The sequence below is a fragment of the Parabacteroides johnsonii DSM 18315 genome, from assembly GCF_025151045.1.
Lineage (GTDB): Bacteria > Bacteroidota > Bacteroidia > Bacteroidales > Tannerellaceae > Parabacteroides > Parabacteroides johnsonii.
This window is the reverse complement of sequence record NZ_CP102285.1, coordinates 4,128,351-4,149,181: the sequence shown is the minus strand read 5'-3', so window position 1 is coordinate 4,149,181 and position 20,831 is coordinate 4,128,351. Positions and strand designations below refer to the sequence as shown.

Annotated in this window: 11 protein-coding genes, 2 tRNA genes, 3 rRNA genes and 1 pseudogene; 6 read left to right on the top strand and 11 right to left on the bottom strand. The window is 45.9% G+C overall.

Features of this window, described 5'->3' with window-relative positions; all coding sequences use genetic code 11:
• Positions 1-2: 2 nt before the first annotated feature.
• Positions 3-989 carry a FecR family protein gene (locus tag NQ564_RS16960; protein WP_008153296.1) on the bottom strand — a complete coding sequence of 329 codons (987 nt, stop codon included), beginning with the start codon at positions 987-989 and terminating at the stop codon, positions 3-5.
• A 195-nt stretch (positions 990-1,184) separates the two neighbouring features.
• Positions 1,185-1,760, bottom strand: coding sequence for an RNA polymerase sigma factor (locus NQ564_RS16955; protein ID WP_008153297.1), 576 nt, complete (start codon positions 1,758-1,760; stop codon positions 1,185-1,187).
• Positions 1,761-1,889: 129 nt separating this feature from the next.
• Between NQ564_RS16955 and NQ564_RS16950 the strand changes: the two genes are divergently transcribed.
• Positions 1,890-5,156: a S41 family peptidase gene (locus tag NQ564_RS16950; RefSeq protein WP_008153298.1), complete on the top strand. Its 3,267-nt coding sequence runs from the start codon at positions 1,890-1,892 to the stop codon at positions 5,154-5,156.
• Between the two features lie 180 nt (positions 5,157-5,336).
• On the opposite strand, the gene NQ564_RS16945 is transcribed toward NQ564_RS16950, so the two are convergent.
• From NQ564_RS16945 to NQ564_RS16935, 3 genes are read right to left on the bottom strand one after another with little or no spacing between them, the layout of a single operon-like run.
• On the bottom strand, positions 5,337-5,963 hold the full coding sequence (locus NQ564_RS16945) for a lysine exporter LysO family protein (protein WP_008153300.1): 627 nt from the start codon (positions 5,961-5,963) through the stop codon (positions 5,337-5,339).
• The gene (locus tag NQ564_RS16940; RefSeq protein WP_008153301.1) at positions 5,960-6,238 is read right to left on the bottom strand and encodes a LysO family transporter; all 279 of its coding nucleotides are present in this window, start codon (positions 6,236-6,238) and stop codon (positions 5,960-5,962) included. The genes NQ564_RS16945 and NQ564_RS16940 overlap by 4 nt, the downstream gene beginning before the upstream one ends.
• Before the next feature lie 14 nt (positions 6,239-6,252).
• On the bottom strand, positions 6,253-6,651 hold the full coding sequence (locus tag NQ564_RS16935) for a hypothetical protein (RefSeq protein WP_008153303.1): 399 nt from the start codon (positions 6,649-6,651) through the stop codon (positions 6,253-6,255).
• A 154-nt stretch (positions 6,652-6,805) separates the two neighbouring features.
• Between NQ564_RS16935 and NQ564_RS16930 the strand changes: the two genes are divergently transcribed.
• Positions 6,806-9,067, top strand: coding sequence for a GH92 family glycosyl hydrolase (locus NQ564_RS16930; RefSeq protein ID WP_008153305.1), 2,262 nt, complete (start codon positions 6,806-6,808; stop codon positions 9,065-9,067).
• A gap of 93 nt (positions 9,068-9,160) precedes the next feature.
• A complete protein-coding gene (locus tag NQ564_RS16925; protein ID WP_008153307.1) occupies positions 9,161-9,481 on the top strand; it encodes a heavy metal-binding domain-containing protein in 321 nt (106 codons plus the stop codon).
• A gap of 204 nt (positions 9,482-9,685) precedes the next feature.
• On the opposite strand, the gene rrf is transcribed toward NQ564_RS16925, so the two are convergent.
• The 5 genes from rrf to NQ564_RS16900 form a co-directional block, all read right to left on the bottom strand.
• Positions 9,686-9,796: ribosomal RNA gene (rrf, locus tag NQ564_RS16920) — 5S ribosomal RNA — on the bottom strand.
• Between the two features lie 112 nt (positions 9,797-9,908).
• Positions 9,909-12,785 (bottom strand): 23S ribosomal RNA (locus NQ564_RS16915).
• Positions 12,786-12,975: 190 nt separating this feature from the next.
• Positions 12,976-13,049, bottom strand: a tRNA-Ala gene (locus NQ564_RS16910).
• A 77-nt stretch (positions 13,050-13,126) separates the two neighbouring features.
• Positions 13,127-13,203, bottom strand: a tRNA-Ile gene (locus NQ564_RS16905).
• Positions 13,204-13,359: 156 nt separating this feature from the next.
• Positions 13,360-14,890 (bottom strand): 16S ribosomal RNA (locus NQ564_RS16900).
• Together the 16S, 23S and 5S rRNA genes with 2 tRNA genes alongside form the textbook arrangement of a ribosomal RNA operon.
• A gap of 614 nt (positions 14,891-15,504) precedes the next feature.
• On the opposite strand from NQ564_RS16900, the pseudogene NQ564_RS16895 reads away from it, so the two are divergent.
• Positions 15,505-15,714 (top strand): annotated as a pseudogene (locus NQ564_RS16895) (alpha-L-fucosidase); the annotation flags it as partial.
• A gap of 351 nt (positions 15,715-16,065) precedes the next feature.
• Positions 16,066-17,211: a DUF6051 family protein gene (locus tag NQ564_RS16890; RefSeq protein ID WP_039848011.1), complete on the top strand. Its 1,146-nt coding sequence runs from the start codon at positions 16,066-16,068 to the stop codon at positions 17,209-17,211.
• Between the two features lie 70 nt (positions 17,212-17,281).
• Here NQ564_RS16890 and NQ564_RS16885 read toward each other — a convergent pair whose 3' ends face one another.
• Positions 17,282-18,724, bottom strand: coding sequence for an MFS transporter (locus NQ564_RS16885; RefSeq protein ID WP_008147177.1), 1,443 nt, complete (start codon positions 18,722-18,724; stop codon positions 17,282-17,284).
• A gap of 154 nt (positions 18,725-18,878) precedes the next feature.
• Here NQ564_RS16885 and NQ564_RS16880 point away from each other — a divergent pair, with 154 nt between their 5' ends.
• Positions 18,879-20,831 carry an SGNH/GDSL hydrolase family protein gene (locus tag NQ564_RS16880; protein WP_039848010.1) on the top strand — a complete coding sequence of 651 codons (1,953 nt, stop codon included), beginning with the start codon at positions 18,879-18,881 and terminating at the stop codon, positions 20,829-20,831.

The following is a 20,831-nucleotide window of genomic DNA, read 5'->3' as shown; positions in this document are numbered from 1 at the left end:
GCTTATCTTATTTTTAATTGATTAGACTTATTGATCGTAACATTGTTTCCTGTGATCTCATAATTAAATCCGTACTGGAATTTCAAAGCTTCCATGACATACGGGAGTTGCTCATCCTTGAAAGAGCCGGAAATCTGGTCGTTCGCAATCTCCGGGCATAGCAGGTCAATATGCACTCCATACCATCTTTCGATCTTTTGGAACACCGAACCCAACTTCTCCGATTCGAACACCAGATGATTTTGCGTCCAAGCTGTTTCTTTTATATTGTCTGTATTGTGGCAACTGATTTTTCCACTATTTTTCGAATAGATCGCTTTCTGCGACGGCTTCAGGATAAAACTTTCAGAAGGAGATTTAGAATCATAGAGGCGCACGGAACCTTCAATCAAAGAAGTCTCTACAAAGTCATTATCCTCATACGAATAGACATTGAAGCAAGTTCCCAACACTTCGATATTCAAATTGCCGACCTGCACGACAAACGGATGTTTCTTATCTTTGGAAATCTGGAAGTAGCCTTCGCCCTTCAAGCGGGCGACACGCTTGCCATCGACATAGGCATAAGACAAAGAACTCTCCGAATTCAATTTGACAGAGCTCTTGTCTGGCAATGTCAACTGCACTTTATCTCCAGCCGGGACTTCCGCCAAGAAAGAAGTATTCTCTTTTTGCAGTTCGTGCAGAAGAGAAAAATTCCACGCCGTAACGGACAAGACTGCAATCACAGCTACCGCCGCCACGATATGTGACCAGCGAATGGATGTTTTAGGAGGATTTATCTGTAAACGAAGGTTCCGATGAATTTCCCGCTTACGGACGGCTTCCATAGGCGGATAAATAGTATTCTCATTCCAAAATGATTCCATTCTTTCGGATAGTTCCTGATCCGAAAGATGATTCAAGGACTCCTTGAAGTCCTCGAAATCTTTCTGATTGGTCTTTCCGCTTAAGAATTGAGAATATAATTTATTAAATAAATCGGTCATAATTTGTCGATTGTTTATAGTTACACGAAGATGTATCGAAAAAGTACCAGACACTTTTATATGCTCTAAAGCATATTTTTTGTTTCATGCAAGAGAAAATTTATTTTCCTCCGCATGAAAATTTATTTTCTCCCAAATGGAATACCTGAAAAAAATAGGGAAATCATCAGAGAAACGAAGGCGTTTTCTGATTTTCTATATAAAAAGGACAAACAAGTAATTATATTTCCGGAGCTCCTCGCGCAGAGATTTTAATGCGGCAGACAAATGGTTTTTTACCGTTTGCTCGGAGATATCCGAAAGGGCAGCTATTTCGGCATTGCTCATTCCTTCTTCACGGCTCATTTCAAAGATGTTTCGCTGCGCGGGAGTCAGTTTTTGCTTGGCAAGCGCTAACTTGTCGATAAAGTCATCATAATATATTTTTTCTACTGTAGCATTATCTAGTAAGTTCTCATCTTCACAAAAGCGAATGTAATCTTCAAAATCTGGACGGTTAATCTGTCGGCGAAAAACATCGATCACATGGTTCTTGGCTATCGTGAACAACATGGATTTGAAAGAACCTTCAACAGACAAGGAGGCACGCATGTTCCAAAGCTTGAGAAACGTCTCCTGCACGATATCTTCCGCCTGGACAACAGATTTCGTATGCAGTAAGGCGAAACCGTACAAAGAGTCCGCATACATATTATATAATGTATCGAATGCTTCATAAGAACCACGTTTAAGTTTTTCTATAGTATTGCTATGTATCGCTGTTTCGTGCATATTCACCTCTGTCGTCCCTCACTTTGGGTTCGTAAAGATAGAAATAAACTACTAAACGACTACTATTTAGTTTATTTATCTCTTTTTTTATAATAATACCGTATCTTTACGCACATAAAAACGCGAAGCATGAAATCATTATTTATTCTGACCTCAGCACTACTATTTACGACAAACGTGCTGGCCGAAAATGATCCGCTATGGATGCGCTATCCGGCAATTTCTCCAAACGGTGAAACGATTGCCTTTACTTACAAAGGCGATATCTACACTGTTCCGGCAAACGGTGGCAAAGCTACCCAGTTAACAACCCACCCGGCTCACGATACGCGCCCGGTCTGGTCACCTGACGGCAGCAAGATCGTATTCGCTTCTGACCGGAACGGAAATTTCGACATCTTCGTGATGGACAAGGAAGGAGGCAGCCCAAAGCAGTTGACCACCCACTCCGCAAACGAATATCCGGAAACGTTCAGCGATGCGAAACATATCCTCTACTCGGCAGCCATCCAACAGGATACAAAAGACAGCCAGTTCCCGTCCGGACAATTTCCTCAAATCTACCGGATCAGCTTGGACGGCGGGCGCCCTGAGCTCTATTCCTCCCTGGCGATGGAGAGCCTGGCGTTGAACAAGAAGGGCGACAAACTCTTATACCAGGACAAGAAAGGATACGAAGACCCCTGGCGCAAACACCACCAGTCATCTATCACGCGCGACATCTGGTTGTGCACGCTCGGTCCGGAACGTTCCTTCCAAAAGATCACTTCCTTTAAGGGAGAAGACCGCAATCCGGTATGGGCGGCAGACGGTTCTTCCTTCTACTACCTAAGCGAAGAAAAAGGAAGCTTTAATATATTCAAGAACGACCTGACCGGCAAAAGTAGCCGGCAGATAACCAACCATACCACGCATCCCGTCCGTTTCCTGACTTCCGACAGTAACGGTAACCTCTGTTATGGGTATGACGGTGAAATCTATACGGTCAAAGAGGGCGCACAACCAAAGAAAGTGGATGTCCGGATCATTTCGGACAAGGTGGAGAACGACCTGATCCACCAACTCAAGACAAGTGGGGCCACCGATATCGCAATTTCTCCTAATGGAAAGGAAGTTGCCTTTATCGTGCGTGGCGATGTATATGTGACTTCGGTCGACTATGAAACAACCAAACAGATCACCAACACCCCGCAGCAAGAACGCGATCTCGATTTCAGCCCAGACGGACGCTCATTGGTTTACTCGGCCGAACGGGGTGAAACCTGGGGAGTTTATCAGAGCAGCCTGGTGCGCAAGGACGACAAATACTTCACCTATGCACAGGAATTGAAGGAAGAGCCGTTGGTGGTAACTTCTCAGACCTCTTTCCAGCCGATGTATTCTCCCGACGGAAAGGAAGTAGCTTTCTTGGAAAACCGTACGACTTTACGCGTGATTAACTTAAAAAGCAAACAGGTACGTACTGTCCTGGATGGCAAATACAACTATTCGTATGCCGATGGTGACCAACATTACCAATGGTCACCCGACAGCAAATGGTTCCTTGCCAAATACATCGCAGTTGGCGGATGGAACAATACGGACATCGTTTTAGTGAAAGCAGACGGCAGCGGCGAAATGACCAACCTGACCGAAAGCGGCTATTCCGACAACAACGCTAAATGGGTGCTGGATGGGAAAGCGATGATCTGGTCATCCGACCGGGCCGGTTACCGCAGTCATGGCAGCTGGGGAGCACAAGGCGACGTCTACATCATGTTCTTCGACGGTGAGGCATATGATAAGTTCCGTCTTTCCAAAGAAGAACAAGCACTACTGGACGAAGAAAAACAAGATCAAAAGAGCGATACAGATAAAGGCAAGGATAAAGACGCTAAAAAAGATAAAGACAAAGACAAGGACAAGAATAAAGACAAAAAGGAAGAGCCAACTGTCGAACCGCTCAAATTCGACTTGGCAAACCGCAAAGACCGTATCATGCGACTGACTGTCAACTCCTCTTTCTTAGGTGATGCCGTCTTGACTCCTAAAGGCGACAAGCTCTATTATTGTGCAGCTTTCGAAAGCGGTTATGATTTATGGGAACACGATTTCAAAGAAAACACAACCAAACTGCTGATCAAAGGTGTCGGCGGTGGCAGTATGTTCGCAGACAAAAAAGGTGAAAATATTTTCCTCATTTCAGGAGGTCAGCTGAAAAAGATCGAGGTCAAAAACAGCAAAACGGCTCCGATCGCATTCAAAGCCGAATTTTCATACCGTCCGGCAAAGGAACGCGAATATATCTTCCATCACACCTGGCGTCAGGTATTAGACAAATTCTACGATCCGGAAATACACGGTATCGACTGGGCTGGATATGAAAAAGCATACGAAAAGTACCTTCCTCATATCAACAATAATTACGATTTCGTAGAAATGCTTTCCGAAATGCTGGGCGAACTGAACGGTTCGCATACCGGAGCCCGTTACTACTCCGCTTCCTCTACTCCGGCCACAGCCAGCCTGGGCGCATTTTATGACAACGGATACACAGGCGACGGCTTAAAGGTTGAAGAGATCATCGCCAAAGGCCCACTGACAAAAGCCGACAGCAAGATCAAACCGGGCTGTATCATCGAAAAGATAGATGGAACAAGCATCAAAAGCGGCGAAGATTATTATCCGCTATTAAATGGCAAGGCAGGCAAGAAGGTATTGCTGTCCGTTTACAACCCGACAACTAAAGAGCGTTTCGAAGAACAAGTGAAACCAATCACTTACGGTGTACAGTCTAATTTACTTTACAAACGTTGGGTGGAACAAAAGCGTCAGATGGTCGAGAAATTGTCAAACGGAAGAATCGGATATGTACATATCAAGGGGATGAACAGCGAAAGTTTCCGCGAAATCTATTCCGATATGTTAGGCCGCTACCGTGAGAAAGAGGCGATCATCGTCGACACGCGCCATAATGGCGGTGGCTGGTTGCACGAGGACCTGGCAATCCTGTTGAGCGGAGAACTGTTTGCCAAATTTATGCCGCGTGGACAATTCATCGGCAATGATCCTTTCAACAGATGGTTGAAACCGTCATGCGTGCTGATGTGTGAAGATAATTATTCAAATGCACACGGTTTTCCTTGGACATACAAGACTCTGAAACTTGGCAAACTGATCGGTGCTCCTGTACCAGGCACGATGACTGCCGTATGGTGGGAATCGCAGATTGATCCGTCGATCGTCTTCGGAATCCCACAGGTCGGCATGAAGGATATGCAAGGACGTTACCTTGAGAATCTGCAACTCGAACCTGACATTGAGGTCTACAACTCCCCCGAATCACAGCTAAAAGGTGAAGACCACCAGCTAGAAGAGGCAGTAAAAGAGATGCTGAAAGAGGTTAATAAGAAATAATAAAAAAGGAGGAGTGTCGAAACTATCCTGTTCCCGTGCTTGACGCGGGATCGCATTAAAGCCAGCCCTATAAAAATCTGATTGATAAGGTCTGTCCTTTTGCGGCCCCGCGTCAAGCGCGGGGACAAGGGAATTTTGACACACCTCCTTTTTTAATCTTCATCTGCCCATACAAATTTGTCAAAACGAGCAGAAAAACGACACAAAGAACGGTACCGTAAAATCGACAATAATTCCATGAAAAATTGAAATAAAAACAAGGTCTTTCCCCGAATAGCGGGTAATGATCGGTAAAGTTGTGTCCATAGTCGTGGCACCTCCAGCACAGATAGGAGACAACCGGCCGAAATATTTGACAAAAAGAGGCGCACCGAGAAGGGCCATAATCTCTCGCATGATATTCGCCATTAAAGCAATCGTCCCTAATTCGGTGGCAAGTTGGACACCCAAAGAAGATTCCTTCAATTGGGTAATCAGAATAGATGATAGAGAATAATAGGCAAAACCGCTTCCTACCGCCAGACAATCAAAAACACTCCACTGCGTAAGCAACAAGCTGACCAAAGCCGAGAATACTAACGTCCCGGCAATCGTGGCAAAAGGGACCAAAAGCAGTTTCGGACGAATACTGCCGAGAATATCCTTTAGCTTCTTATCACTACCGATACTAAGCCCGACCTGAAACATGAGCAGATATAAAACATATACCGTAATGTCGTTTTCAATGACGACATCGGGTAACCGGCCACTCCATCCCAACACGCAACCGAGCGCAAAAAAACCTACAACGATCAAGCTTCCTTTCATCCTCGGCTCCTTTCTTTAAAAAACAGATGATAGACTCCCCAGCCGGCAAGCACGCTCCCTACCGTACCTGCCAAGGCAAGCAGGAAAGCCTGACCACCCAATGTGGCAAGGTTATCCACAATATCCTTATTCGCACCGACAGATATTCCCAAAAGGAAAAGAAGCAAAAGGATCGTATAAGAAATAGGTTTGCCGATCTTTTGCAAAAACTCGATTTTACGCAAAAGATAGCCTGCGGCAATACCCGCGAACATAATACCAATGACAGTAAACATAAATAAAAAACGGATTATCGCGCTTGAACAGCTTTGATTATTTTAGTGAATGTAATAGGGATTACCATACCTTCTGCATTTGCTTTCCCGACCAGTTGATTTTTATCTTCCTGTTTGAAAATGAGTGAAACATAGGTTCCATCTACATAGAAATTGCATTTATAGGTATTGCTCTCTTTCTTGATTTCCTTCACAGTCATTTCCATACCGCTGATCGTGAAAACGGCGGATAGGTTTTCACCAGTTTTCTTGATCTGGCAAGTCCCTTCCTGATAACCGTAAGGAGCGTCGGGAGCAGAGAAGTTCCACAAACCGACCACCATGTCAGGAGTAAATCCCTGCGCATAAAGTGATAAACACATCATCATACAAAGAAGCGTAGTAAAAACTTTTCCCATATTTGTCTTCATCATAAAATAGGATTAAATTAGACTTAGCGCTTCAAAGATAAGCATTATCAAATATAAATGAAATAAGATATACGCGTATATTGTTCTTTTTCATTATATTTGTAAAGTCAAAAATAATAATTTATTCGTTTAGGAGATAAAACACAGATAATATAACATGAAGAAAACAATCCTATTCCTTCAGGCTGCAGTGCTCGGGCTTTTGGCAGCCTGTAGCCAACCGTCCGGCGAGGAACAACTACGCAATGAGGTCCAGTACGTGAACCCATTTATAGGGACAGGCTTTCACGGGCATACCTTTCCCGGTGCTACCCGTCCGTTTGCTCTTGTACAAGTCAGTCCCGATACACATATCATGGGCTGGGACGCCAGTAGCGGCTATCATTACGATGATAGCCAGATATATGCTTTCAGCCATACGCACCTGTCAGGTACGGGTATCGGCGACTTGGGAGATGTAGCGATCCTTCCTTTCTCCGGCGGTGACTCGATCAGGCCGGTAGCTACCTTCAAAAAGGAGACAGAGAAAGCGACGCCGGGCTATTATGCGGTGCGTCTTGATAATTTCGGGATTAATGTGGAGTTGACCAGTACAGATCGTGTCGGATTCCATAAATACACATACGATAATCCGAAGGACCGCCGTGTCCTTCTCGATCTCGGCCATGTGCTGCAACCAAACTGGGGGCATAAGTTAGTAGGGAACGAATATCTTTTTGTAAACGATTCGACGGTGGAAGGGACTATCAGGACGCAGGGATGGGCACATTTCCATGCCGTTTCTTACCGGATCACCTTCTCGGAACCGATCGAAACGCTATACCAGTATATTGACGGGAATTTACGGAAGGATTCGCTGTTCTTGCGTCTTAACACACCGGGCGACCTGAAATTCCATTACAAATTTGCGGAGAACAACAAACCGCTGTATGTAAAAGTAGCAATTTCTCCTGTCGATACGGACGGTGCGGAAAGAAACATGCTGGCCGAACTACCGGGATGGGATTTCGATGCTACACGAGTTGAATCCGCGCATATCTGGAACAAGGCTTTAAATGATATCCAGATTGAAAGCTCCGATCCGAAAGTGATGGTGAACTTCTACACGGCTCTCTACCACACGATGATCGCACCTTATGCTTATCAGGACGTGGACGGACGCTATTTAGGGATGGACAAGAAGGTACACCGGGCGGAACCGGGTTATGTGAACTATTCCGTCTTCTCGCTTTGGGATACTTTCCGCGCCTTGCATCCGCTGATGACAATCATCCAACCGGAACGGGCTGCCGACTGGGGGAAAGTGCTCGTGCAAGGATATAAAGAAGGGGGAATCCTTCCGAAATGGCCGTTAGCTTCCAGCTATACAGGTTGCATGGTAGGTTATCCGGCTGTCTCCGTACTGGCGGACTTAGTGACTAAAGAGCTGGCAGAAGGTGATCTGAATGTTTGGGCTGAAGCAGGAGCCCGTTCTTCTGTCTACCGGGACGATCTGGCAGAGAAATTTAAAGGAACACGTGAGCTGGATCTGATTACCCGTCACCCTTATTATAAGGAGAAATACGGCTTTGTCCCAGCCGACTCGGTTCCCGAATCTGTCTCCTGGGGATTGGAGATGGCCTACTATGACTGGTGTATCTCTCAGATCGCTGCTAAAGCAGGAAATACGGAACTGGCTAAAGAGTATGCGGCAAAGGCGGAATACTACAAGCGTTATTTAGATCCGGAGACCAAGATGATGCGTGGAGTGATGGGTGATGGTTCTTTCCGTACACCGTTCAATCCTCGTTATTCTTCCCATATGAAGAGCGATTATACCGAAGGGAATGCCTTCCAATGGAGTTTCTTTGCACCACATGATATGGACAACTTCATCACCACTATCGGTGGTAAGAAGGAATTAGAGACACGTCTGGACACATTATTCACCACCTCTTCTCAAGTTGATGGTGAAGAAGCCTCCGGGGATATTACTGGTCTGATCGGCCAATATGCACACGGTAACGAGCCGAGCCATCACATGGCTTATCTATACAACTGGACGGACGCTCCCTGGAAAGGACAGGAACGCCTGGATCAGATCATGCAGAATTTCTATACCAACGAGCCAGACGGCATCATTGGGAATGAGGACTGCGGACAGATGTCCGCCTGGTATGTAATGAGTGCTTTAGGCTTCTATCAGGTTGCTCCAGGAATTCCGGTTTATACATTGGGCCGTCCGATGATCGACAAAGCGCTTATTCATGTAAAAGGCGGTATATTCGAAATCCTGGTAAAGAACAATAGTGCAGCCAACAAATATATCAAAGAGGTTAAACTGAACGGTAAAGTCCTCGACACCCCATTCATCAACCACACCGACGTCATAAAAGGCGGCAAGTTAGAATTTATCATGACCGATCAACCAGTAAAATAAATTCATATAAAGAAACATAAAAACAAAGGGTGAATCAATAACTGGTTCGCCCTTTATCTTATATTTGTTCCTAAACGATTAAATTAAAAAGCTATGTTACTTACAACAACTAACACGATTGAAGGAAAAGAAATCACCCAGTACTTCGGAATCGTATCCGGTGAAACGATCATCGGAGCAAATGTATTCAAAGACTTCTTCGCAGGTATCCGGGATATTGTCGGAGGACGCGCAGGTTCTTACGAAAGCGTATTACGTGAAGCAAAAGAAACCGCTTTAAAAGAAATGAGTGATCAGGCATCACAGATGGGTGCAAACGCTGTAATCGCTATAGATCTGGATTACGAAACAGTTGGAGGAAGCGGAAGCATGCTAATGGTTACTGCCGCAGGTACAGCTGTACGCTACCAGTAATCTAACAAATAAAACAATTCCCCCTACGCGATAAGATGTATCATCTTATCCCAATAACACGACACATCTTACACATGAAAATATCCGTTCTTCCCGTGAAGTCTTTTCCGGCAGAAGTCTAATCGAAAAAGCAGAAACAGAAAAAGGAGCCAGTCTTACGACTAACTCCTTTTCTCTTTTGAGCTCTTTAACTCTACTTTCTAAAAACGGCGGCTATCTACTCTCCCACTTTTACGCAGTACCATCGACGTGGTTGGGCTTAACTTCTCTGTTCGGAATGGGAAGAGGTGGATCCCCAACGCTATAACCACCTTAATAACTTTTATATTAAGATTTTTGACCGGACAACCCCAAGTTAAGCTACATAACTCCTGAGCTAACGACCCAACTTCGGATCGTCCTAAGCGATATATCAATCCTATCCATGATACGAAAGTCTCGGGCGATTAGTACTACTCGGCTTCGACATTACTGCCCTTACACCTGTAGCCTATCTACGTCGTAGTCTACAACGACCCTCAGGGATATCTTATCTTGAGGCTGGCTTCGTACTTAGATGCTTTCAGCACTTATCCAATCCAGACTTAGATACCCGGCGGTGCACCTGGCGGTACAACCGGTAAACCAGTGGTCTGTCCAACACGGTCCTCTCGTACTAGTGTCAGAGCCCCTCAAATATCCTACGCCCACGATAGATAGAGACCGAACTGTCTCACGACGTTCTGAACCCAGCTCGCGTGCCACTTTAATGGGCGAACAGCCCAACCCTTGGGACCTTCTCCAGCCCCAGGATGTGACGAGCCGACATCGAGGTGCCAAACCGCTCCGTCGATATGAGCTCTTGGGAGCGATCAGCCTGTTATCCCCGGAGTACCTTTTATCCTTTGAGCGATGGCCCTTCCATGCGGAACCACCGGATCACTATGCTCTAGTTTCCTACCTGATCGGCTTGTAGGCCTCCCAGTCAAGCACCCTTATGCCATTACACTCTACGACCGGTTACCAATCGGTCTGAGGGTACCTTTAGAAGCCTCCGTTACTCTTTTGGAGGCGACCACCCCAGTCAAACTACCCACCATACAGTGTCCTCGCTTCTGCGAGTTAGAACTCAAACAACCAAAGGGCCGTATTTCAACGACGACTCCACAAACACTGGCGTGCCTGCTTCATAGTCTCCGGCCTATCCTACACATTAGTTGCCCAAATTCAATGTAAAGCTATAGTAAAGGTTCACGGGGTCTTTTCGTCCCATCGCGGGTAATCGGCATCTTCACCGATACTACAATTTCACCGAGCTCACGGTTGAGACAGTGTCCAGATCATTACACCATTCGTGCAGGTCGGAACTTACCCGACAAGGAATTTCGCTACCTTAGGACCGTTATAGTTACGGCCGCCGTTTACTGGGGCTTCAATTCAAACCTTCTCTTGCGATGAGTTCTCCTCTTAACCTTCCAGCACCGGGCAGGTGTCAGGCTGTATACTTCATATTTCTATTTCGCACAGCCATGTGTTTTTGTTAAACAGTTGCCTGGACCTATTCTCTGCGCCCCACATCTCTGCAGGGACCCTTTATCCCGAAGTTACAGGGTCAATTTGCCTAGTTCCTTAACCGTGAATCACTCGAGCGCCTCAGTATTTTCAACCCAACTACGTGTGTCCGTTTACGGTACGGGTACTTTATGAATTTGCTTAGCGGATTTTCTAGGGAGCCTGATTACGTCCATATTGCCTTGTACAAGTACGCGACATACTGTCAGGTTCGACTCTCAAAGCGGATTTGCCTACTTCGATCTACATCTACACCCTTTAACCATCTATTCCGTCAGATGGCAGGACTGTCACTTCTCCGTCTCCACATCGCTCCATAAAGTAGTATGGGAATATTAAACCATTCTTCCATCGGAATCGCCGTTCGGCTTATCCTTAGGTCCCGACTTACCCTGATCCGATTAACGTTGATCAGGAAACCTTAGTCTTTCGGCGAGGAGGTTTCTCACCTCCTTTATCGTTACTTATACCTACATTTGCGTTTCCATGCACTCCAGCAAGGGTCATCCCTCACCTTCGACGTACATGGAATGCTCCCCTACCATCTCATACGAGATCCATAGCTTCGGTAAACAGTTTATGCCCGAGTATTATCCACGCCAGACTCCTCGACTAGTGAGCTGTTACGCACTCTTTAAATGAATGGCTGCTTCCAAGCCAACATCCTAGCTGTCTCTGCAGTCTGACTTCGTTAGTTCAACTTAACTGTTATTTGGGGACCTTAGCTGATGGTCTGGATTCTTCTCCTCTCGGACGCGGACCTTAGCACCCGCGCCCTCACTCCTTATAAATATATATAACGCATTCGGAGTTTATCTGGACTTGATAGGCGGTGAAGCCCTCGCATCCAATCAGTCGCTCTACCTCATTATATACTATATAAAGGCTGCACCTAAATGCATTTCGGGGAGTACGAGCTATCTCCAAGTTTGATTAGCCTTTCACCCCTACCCTCAGTTCATTGGAACACTTTTCAACGTATACCCATTCGGACCTCCAGTTGGTGTTACCCAACCTTCATCCTGACCAAGGGTAGATCACTTGGTTTCGCGTCTACTCACTCCGACTATACCGCCCTTTTAAGACTCGCTTTCGCTTCGGCTCCGGACCTGAAGTCCTTAACCTTGCCGGAGAAAGTAACTCGTAGGTTCATTATGCAAAAGGCACGCCGTCACAATCAAAAGATTGCTCCGACCGCTTGTAGGCAGACGGTTTCAGGGACTATTTCACTCCTCTGTTCGAGGTGCTTTTCACCTTTCCTTCACAGTACTGGTTCGCTATCGGTCTCTCGGGAGTATTTAGCCTTACGGGATGGGCCCCGCTGGTTCACACAGAATTTCTCGTGCTCCGCGCTACTCAGGATACCACTAGGCTTCATTAAAGAGTCGTATACTGGGCTTTCACCGTCTACGGCCGTTTTTTCCAAAACGTTCTACTTCCTTAATCGCTTGCCATGGCGTGGTCCTACAACCCCGATATTGCCTAAACAACATCGGTTTGGGCTGTTCCGCGTTCGCTCGCCACTACTTGCGGAATCACTTTTGTTTTCTTCTCCTATGGGTACTTAGATGTTTCAGTTCCCCACGTTCGCTTTCCTTACGGAATGACTGGCCTTCTACCAGCCGGGTTGCCCCATTCGGAAATCTTGGGATCAAAGGTTATTTGCACCTACCCCAAGCTTATCGCAGCTTATCACGTCCTTCATCGCCTCCGAGAGCCAAGGCATCCACCGTCTGCCCTTGCTTACTTTCTTTATCACTGACACAGTTTTCAAAATTAATAATTAAACAATTAATAATTAATCTTGCGTGTCGGATTGATATATCTTTAGCTTGCTCTTACTTTTTTTGTTACTTTACTTTTTTGAAGTTGTCCAATACGTCAAAGATCTTATGTTTAATGAATAATTAATAATTAATAAATCAATAATCACTCATCTTGTGTGGAGAATAACGGATTCGAACCGTTGACCCTCTGCGTGCAAGGCAGATGCTCTAGCCAGCTGAGCTAATCCCCCGTAGAGAGTTGAAAGTGCAGAGTGCAGAGTGGAAAGTTGTTTACCTTTCAACTGTTTACTCTCAACTGTCAACTGTTTGGTAGTCCCAGGCAGAGTTGAACTGCCGACCTCTACATTATCAGTGTAGCGCTCTAACCAACTGAGCTATAGGACTGTCAACTGTTGTGCGCCTGAGATAAATACCTCAGCCTCATCTTTCTCTATACCGGCATGCCCGGTTAAGATCATATTTTATACATATTCAACCGTAGTACCAGAGAATAACATACCTCATTGAAATTACTACTTTCTCATGAGACTCTGGCTCCAGAAAGGAGGTGTTCCAGCCGCACCTTCCGGTACGGCTACCTTGTTACGACTTAGCCCCAGTCACCAGTTTTACCCTAGGCCGATCCTTGCGGTTACGGACTTCAGGTACCCCCGGCTCCCATGGCTTGACGGGCGGTGTGTACAAGGCCCGGGAACGTATTCACCGCGCCATGGCTGATGCGCGATTACTAGCGAATCCAGCTTCACGGAGTCGAGTTGCAGACTCCGATCCGAACTGAGACATGGTTTAGAGATTAGCATCCTGTCGCCAGGTAGCTGCCCTTTGTCCATGCCATTGTAACACGTGTGTCGCCCCGGATGTAAGGGCCGTGCTGATTTGACGTCATCCCCACCTTCCTCACAGCTTACGCTGGCAGTCTCACCAGAGTCCTCAGCACGACCTGTTAGTAACTAGTGATAAGGGTTGCGCTCGTTATGGCACTTAAGCCGACACCTCACGGCACGAGCTGACGACAACCATGCAGCACCTCGTAATCAGCTATTGCTAGAAGACCTCTTTCAAGGTCGGTCTGACTACGTTCAAACCCGGGTAAGGTTCCTCGCGTATCATCGAATTAAACCACATGTTCCTCCGCTTGTGCGGGCCCCCGTCAATTCCTTTGAGTTTCACCGTTGCCGGCGTACTCCCCAGGTGGATTACTTAACGCTTTCGCTGTAGAGCTTACTGTGTATCGCAAACTCCTAGTAATCATCGTTTACTGCGTGGACTACCAGGGTATCTAATCCTGTTTGATACCCACGCTTTCGTGCTTCAGTGTCAGTTATGGTTTAGTAAGCTGCCTTCGCAATTGGAGTTCTGCGTGATATCTATGCATTTCACCGCTACACCACGCATTCCGCCTACCTCAAACACACTCAAGTAACCCAGTTTCAACGGCAATTTTATGGTTGAGCCACAAACTTTCACCGCTGACTTAAATTACCACCTACGCACCCTTTAAACCCAATAAATCCGGATAACGCTCGCATCCTCCGTATTACCGCGGCTGCTGGCACGGAGTTAGCCGATGCTTATTCATAGGGTACATACAAAATGGAACACGTCCCACACTTTATTCCCCTATAAAAGAAGTTTACAAACCATAGATCCTTCATCCTTCACGCGACTTGGCTGGTTCAGCCTCTCGGCCATTGACCAATATTCCTCACTGCTGCCTCCCGTAGGAGTTTGGTCCGTGTCTCAGTACCAATGTGGGGGACCTTCCTCTCAGAACCCCTATCCATCGTCGGTTTGGTGGGCCGTTACCCCGCCAACTGCCTAATGGAACGCATGCCTATCTATCAGCGATGAATCTTTAACAAATAGTCCCATGCGGAACCCCTGTTTTATGGAGTATTAATCCGACTTTCGCCGGGCTATCCCCCTCTGATAGGTAAGTTGCATACGCGTTACTCACCCGTGCGCCGGTCGCCATCAATAAGTATTGCTACTTACCATGCTGCCCCTCGACTTGCATGTGTTAAGCCTGTCGCTAGCGTTCATCCTGAGCCAGGATCAAACTCTTCGTTGTTGAAATTGTTTTATATCTTCGCTCAGAATCTCGTCTTTATCGTAGTCACTGACGGTATGTTTCGTATTTCTATACGTCTCTTGTACTACTTGTTGATATGTAATATTTTCAAAGAACTTATCGCTATCGTTTCGATTGCGGCTGCAAAGGTAAGGACTTTTTTTAAACTGACAAATTTTTTAGAAGAAAATTTGAAAAGTTTTTTTTTCGAAACCCTCCGGGTGGTCGGACATCTCGCTTAGCCTCGCTAACCTCATCCTTCCCTATCACCGTTACCTACTTCGCATCATGTCAATCACGGCCACTCTCGCTCGAATGCGGGTGCAAAAGTAGAACGAAGATTTCTTTTATGCAAATGTTTGGGAAGGTTTTTTATATCTTTTTTTCTCTCAAAAAAATGGATATATATGGTACGCATATGTGAGATCTTTCCCCCCTTTTTTAGGACATAAAGAAATAAAAATGGCAGGACAGAGGTAAAACAAGCCTATCGAAAGATAGACAATAAGAAAAGAAGAAATTCTTATCTTTGACGAATCAGCCACAAATTCAAAAACAAAATAATGGAAAGCACAAATTTACTTTTTCTGTAGGAGCTCGGTTTTTAAGCCTCTTTTTCCCACAAAGAGGTCACAACCCCTACCCCCATTCCACCCATTCCGACTCCGGAACAGGTGGAATGGCCCAAAATGGAGACATATGCCTTTGTTCATTTAGGGCCGAACACATTCAACGATCTGGAATGGGGATAGGGAAACACACATGCATCAACTTTCAATCCAACCGACCCGGATTGCAACCAATGGGTACATACCAGCAAAGCAACCGAAAGTTCAGAACAAGCAAGGTAAACGACGGCAACTGGGACACCTACTGGACTACAGATAGACCTGTCGCAAAGGAGATTAACTTTCACCTTCGCTCAGAAAGGCAAGCAAGAATTGGTTCTCCATCTGGATAAGGAAACTATGATCTCAGGTTTCCACTATACACCAAACCAAGAAAGGGATGCAAGTGAGCATCGGAGAGTTTTCCGTTATCACAGAACAAAACAAAAAGAGGACAAAATTTCACTCCTTTCCCCAACTTTCCGACCTCACCCCAAACAGCCTAAACCATTTATTTTAAATGACTGTTTTCTATATATAGTTTGCAAGAAACAATTCAAAAAGCATATGGATATTTCGATTCGTACACAGCAACTCAACAGTCTTTTTTCGTATGACAAAAAAACTGATTTGGCAGACAGCCATCTGGAGATCATTCCCTTCCGCTTTACCCAGACAATAGGAGCCAGCGAGATCAATGAATTCCAAAAAGAACTTACCGGCACCGATTTTTGTCCGGTAACCGACAATCATATCCAGGAAAACAAGACCTTCACTTATACCGTCTTTGCACCTTCCGAAAAAGAAAAACGGGACAAGGCGATCATCCTACTGCATGGTTTGAACGAACGTACATGGGAAAAATATCTGACCTGGGCGGAATATCTGGCCCAAAATACGGGAAAACCAGTCATTCTTTTTCCGATCGCTTTCCATATGAACCGTACACCCAGCCGCTGGTGTAATCCGAGGGAAACCCTATCGTGGGCGAATATCCGGAAAAGCGAGATCAATGACCTCAGCAATTCCACGTTTGCCAACGTTGCACTCAGCAGCCGGCTTTCCAACAACCCGTTACGCTTTTACGCATCCGGCAGAGAATCCATCTACAACCTGTGGCAACTAGTACTGGAAATAAAAGAAGGCAAGCATCCACTTTTCAAAGAAGATGCATCCATCAACCTGTTCGCCTACTCCATCGGAGCCCTCCTATCGCAAGTGCTTCTACTCGCAAACCCGGAAAAGATGTTCAGTGATACGCACCTGTTCATGTTCTGCGGCGGTTCGATCTTCAGCGAGATGGATGGGAATGCACGAGACATCATGGATAAGGAAGCTTTCGAAAGCATACAGAAATACTATCGCCATGATTTCTTGGAACAACGTTTGCTACCGACCACCTTCAAAAACGATTTTATGGAACAGGCGTTCAAAACCATGATCCGCGAAGACGTCATGCAGGATCACCGTGAGACATTCTTCCAACGAGCCTGTAACCAGATACGGGCGATCTCGCTGAAAAAAGACAAAGTCATGCCGACATTGGGAGTGGTCAAAGCCCTTGGCAATATATCCAACAAGATCTTGGAAGAGATGGATTTTCCATTTCCATATTCCCACCAGATCCCCTTTCTTTCCCGGAGCCAAACCGATCAAACACTGGTCAACCAGTCGTTCCTGAACGTATTCGGAAAAGCAGCCGCTTTCCTATAACAAAAAAGGAGAATGCATCCACACGGGCACATCCTCCTTCTTCCTTATAACTATATATTCTCTATGTCAATTATTCAAGAACGATCACTTTATATTTTGGAACCAAAATCTTCATGATAATCCAACCAATCAAATAAGCAACAGCACATACACAAAAGATTATGAAATAACCGGCAGGCTTGCCAGTGAAGCCCATAAATGTCATCTGAGTTGCATCTGCATAAACAAACAAATTCCCAGCCACTTTCTGTAAAATCATAGAACCGACCCCTCCGGCCATACCACCAATACCCGTAACGGTTGCAATAGCCGATTTCGGGAACATATCACCGACAGTCGAGAAAATATTGGCAGACCATGACTGGTGAGCTGCACCACCAATACCGATCATGATAACCGGGAACCACGGTGAAATCGTACCCAACGGCTGCGCCAACAGTACCAGCAACGGGAAGAAAGCAAAAATCAACATCGCTTTCATACGGGCAGCATACGGGTTCATCCCACTCCGGTTAATAAAGATCGTCGGTAGTTTACCTCCGTAAATAGACAACATCGTGATGGCATACAGAGTAAAGATCAACCCCATGCCCAACGGATCGGAGGTCTTGATACCGAACTGCGTATTCAGGTAAGAAGGAGTCCAAAAAAGGAAAAACCACCAAACCCCGTCCGTCATGAATTTACCGACAACAAAGGCCCAAGTCTGTTTGAACGTGAAACATTGCAAGAAACCGATCTTCTTCTCGTGTTCTTCTTCAACGACAACAACGTCTTTTTCGTTTTTATCCTGTTCAATATACTCCAACTCAGCTTTATTCACATGTTTGCTCTTCTCCGGAGTCGTGTACATAAATACCCACAAACCCATCCAGACAAAACCGAGCGCACCGATCACGATAAAAGCCATTTCCCAACCCCAAGCTTTTGCCAACAAGGGAATAGAGATAGGAGCGACCAAAGCACCAATAGAAGCACCGGCATTGAAGATCGAAGTCGCATAAGCACGGTCTTTCTTTGGGAAGTATTCAGCCGTCACCTTGATGGCAGCAGGGAAGTTACCCGCTTCACCCAATGCCAGAATACAACGGGCGGCCAGAAAGAAATACATACTCACGGTTGCCAATATCACAACAACATCTCCTGTCGCTGCAATCAATTCGGCTGCACTATTCATTCCGACATAATGTTCGGTTGCAATACCGCAACCGGCATGGAGACAGGCTCCGAACGACCAAACACCGATAGCCCAAAGATATCCTTTCTTCGTACCCATCCAGTCGATAAAACGGCCGGCAAACAGCATACAGATTGCATACACAATTGAGAAAACTGATGTTATCGTACCGTAATGGGATTCATCCCAATGGAACTCCGGTTTGATAAATTCATCCCAGGTCAAAGAAAGAACCTGGCGATCGAGGTAATTCACTGTTGTTGCAAAAAATAACATCGCACAGATTGTCCATCTGTAATTTGTCATTTTCTCACTTGCTTTTTGAAATGTGTTCATGATATTAATATTCGTTTTTCATAATACGGGGCAAATATAAGGCATTTTTTTTGTTCTACACAAGTTTGTGTGTGCGAATACACGAAGTATTTTTATTTCTTTCACATCCCACCCCTGATTCTTAGAGGTTTGATTTGCATAAAATAAGCATTTTATGTACGTTTGCCCCTCCAATGTAAACTTTATAAATACCATGATTATTATGAAAAAGATTATTTATCTGGTACTTCTGTCCCTGATAACCGGTCTGGTCGCCCAGGCCCATGAAAAAACAGGCGAATGGAACGGATGTGACCGCTACGATTTCACCTTCAAGGATCGCCAGGCAACCATTGTCGTTCCTAAAAAAGCTGCCAAAGGAAATCCATGGATCTGGCGTCCAGCGTTCTTCGACGCTTTTCCAAGTGTGGACAAAGCATTATTGGAAAAAGGGTTCCACATTGTCTATTACGACGTAACTCATCTATATGGAAGTCCAAGAGCTGTTTCTCTGGGCACCGAATTCTATGAGAATATGACGGATCTTTACAATCTTTCCGAAAAAGTCACACTGGAAGGATTCAGCCGCGGCGGTTTGTTCGTCTTCAACTGGGCGGCCCAAAATACAGAGAAAGTGGCTTGTATATATGTAGACGCTCCTGTTTGCGACGTGTTTAGCTGGCCGGGAAGAAAAAACACGGCTTTGTGGAATGATCTGTTGAAGGAATGGAACCTGACAGATGCCGGAATGGAACATTTCAAAGGGAACCCGATCGACAACCTCGCCCCGATTGCAGCCGCAGGCATACCGATCATCAGTGTATGCGGCGATAGCGATCAGACCGTCCCCTACAAGGAAAACATGGATGTCGTACGTTCGCGCTACCTTGCGGCAGGAGGTCCGGTGGAAGTTATCCTAAAGAAAGGGTGCGACCATCATCCACATAGTTTGGACAATCCGGAACCGGTAGTAGACTTCATCCTTCGCCAGCAGCCGGAGTACGAAAAGTACATACATTATAATATACGCGGAAGTTTACAGAATTCGTTCCGTAAATTCGAAAAAGAACGCCGGGCACGGGTCGCTTTTCTGGGAGGCTCCATCACGGAAATGAACGGATGGCGCAATATGATAGAACAACAGCTACAGCAACGTTTCCCTTATACACAGTTCGAATGGGTAGAAGCAGGCATCGGTTCGACCGGGACGACTCCGGGTTCTTTCCGCCTGCAGCATGATATCCTTTCGAAGGGGAAAGTCGACCTTCTTTTCGTCGAAGCCGCCGTAAACGACGACACGAACAGATTCAGTACCCTCGAACAGGTGCGCGGTATGGAAGGGGAAGTGCGCCATGCTTTGGAAAGCAATCCAGAAATGGATATCGTGATGCTGCACTTCATCTATGATCCGTTTATCCCAATGATCGCCCGCCGTCAGATGCCAGATGTCATCCTAAATCACGAACGGGTGGCGAACCACTACCTTATTCCTTCGATCAATCTCTGCCAGGAGATCGGTGAACGAATGCAAGACGGCGAATTTACCTGGGACGATTTCGGCGGCACTCATCCGAAACCTTTCGGACATAAATTTTATGCTGCTGCCATCGGCCACCTTTTCGATGAGATGTGGAAAGGAGTTTCACCGGCAGGAACGATCGAGGCACACGAAATCCCGGCCAAGCCACTGGATCCCTATAGTTATTATAACGGAGATTTCATTGCTCTCGAAAAAGCCCACTTAAACAAAGGTTGGAAATTAGTAGACAACTGGCATCCCGACAACAAGGCCGGCAAGCGGAACGGCTTTGTCGATGTTCCTATGTTAGAAGCTACACGTCCAGGAGACCGACTAACACTGGATTTCCAAGGGAAAGCGATCGGCATCTTCTGCGTCAGCGGACCTTCTGCAGGAATTTTGGAATATAGTGTCGACGGCGCCCCGTTCAAAGAACTGGACACTTTCACTGAATGGAGCCACAATCTTTATATCCCCTGGGTCTACATGCTAGAAACGGAACTGAAAGACACGGATCACAAACTGGTTCTCCGTATATCAAAAAAGAAGAACCCCGCCTCACAGGGTACGGAATGCCAGATACGGAATTTCGTAGTGAACGGCAGATGA

Coding starts and splice junctions, on each gene's coding strand:
- NQ564_RS16950 (WP_008153298.1), top strand. CDS start 1,890: ATGAAATCATTATTTATTCTGACCTCAGCACTACTATTTACGACAAAC.
- NQ564_RS16930 (WP_008153305.1), top strand. CDS start 6,806: ATGAAGAAAACAATCCTATTCCTTCAGGCTGCAGTGCTCGGGCTTTTG.
- NQ564_RS16945 (WP_008153300.1), bottom strand. CDS start 5,963: ATGAAAGGAAGCTTGATCGTTGTAGGTTTTTTTGCGCTCGGTTGCGTG.
- NQ564_RS16880 (WP_039848010.1), top strand. CDS start 18,879: ATGTACGTTTGCCCCTCCAATGTAAACTTTATAAATACCATGATTATT.
- NQ564_RS16885 (WP_008147177.1), bottom strand. CDS start 18,724: ATGAACACATTTCAAAAAGCAAGTGAGAAAATGACAAATTACAGATGG.
- NQ564_RS16935 (WP_008153303.1), bottom strand. CDS start 6,651: ATGATGAAGACAAATATGGGAAAAGTTTTTACTACGCTTCTTTGTATG.
- NQ564_RS16925 (WP_008153307.1), top strand. CDS start 9,161: ATGTTACTTACAACAACTAACACGATTGAAGGAAAAGAAATCACCCAG.
- NQ564_RS16940 (WP_008153301.1), bottom strand. CDS start 6,238: ATGTTTACTGTCATTGGTATTATGTTCGCGGGTATTGCCGCAGGCTAT.
- NQ564_RS16960 (WP_008153296.1), bottom strand. CDS start 989: ATGACCGATTTATTTAATAAATTATATTCTCAATTCTTAAGCGGAAAG.
- NQ564_RS16890 (WP_039848011.1), top strand. CDS start 16,066: ATGGATATTTCGATTCGTACACAGCAACTCAACAGTCTTTTTTCGTAT.
- NQ564_RS16955 (WP_008153297.1), bottom strand. CDS start 1,760: ATGCACGAAACAGCGATACATAGCAATACTATAGAAAAACTTAAACGT.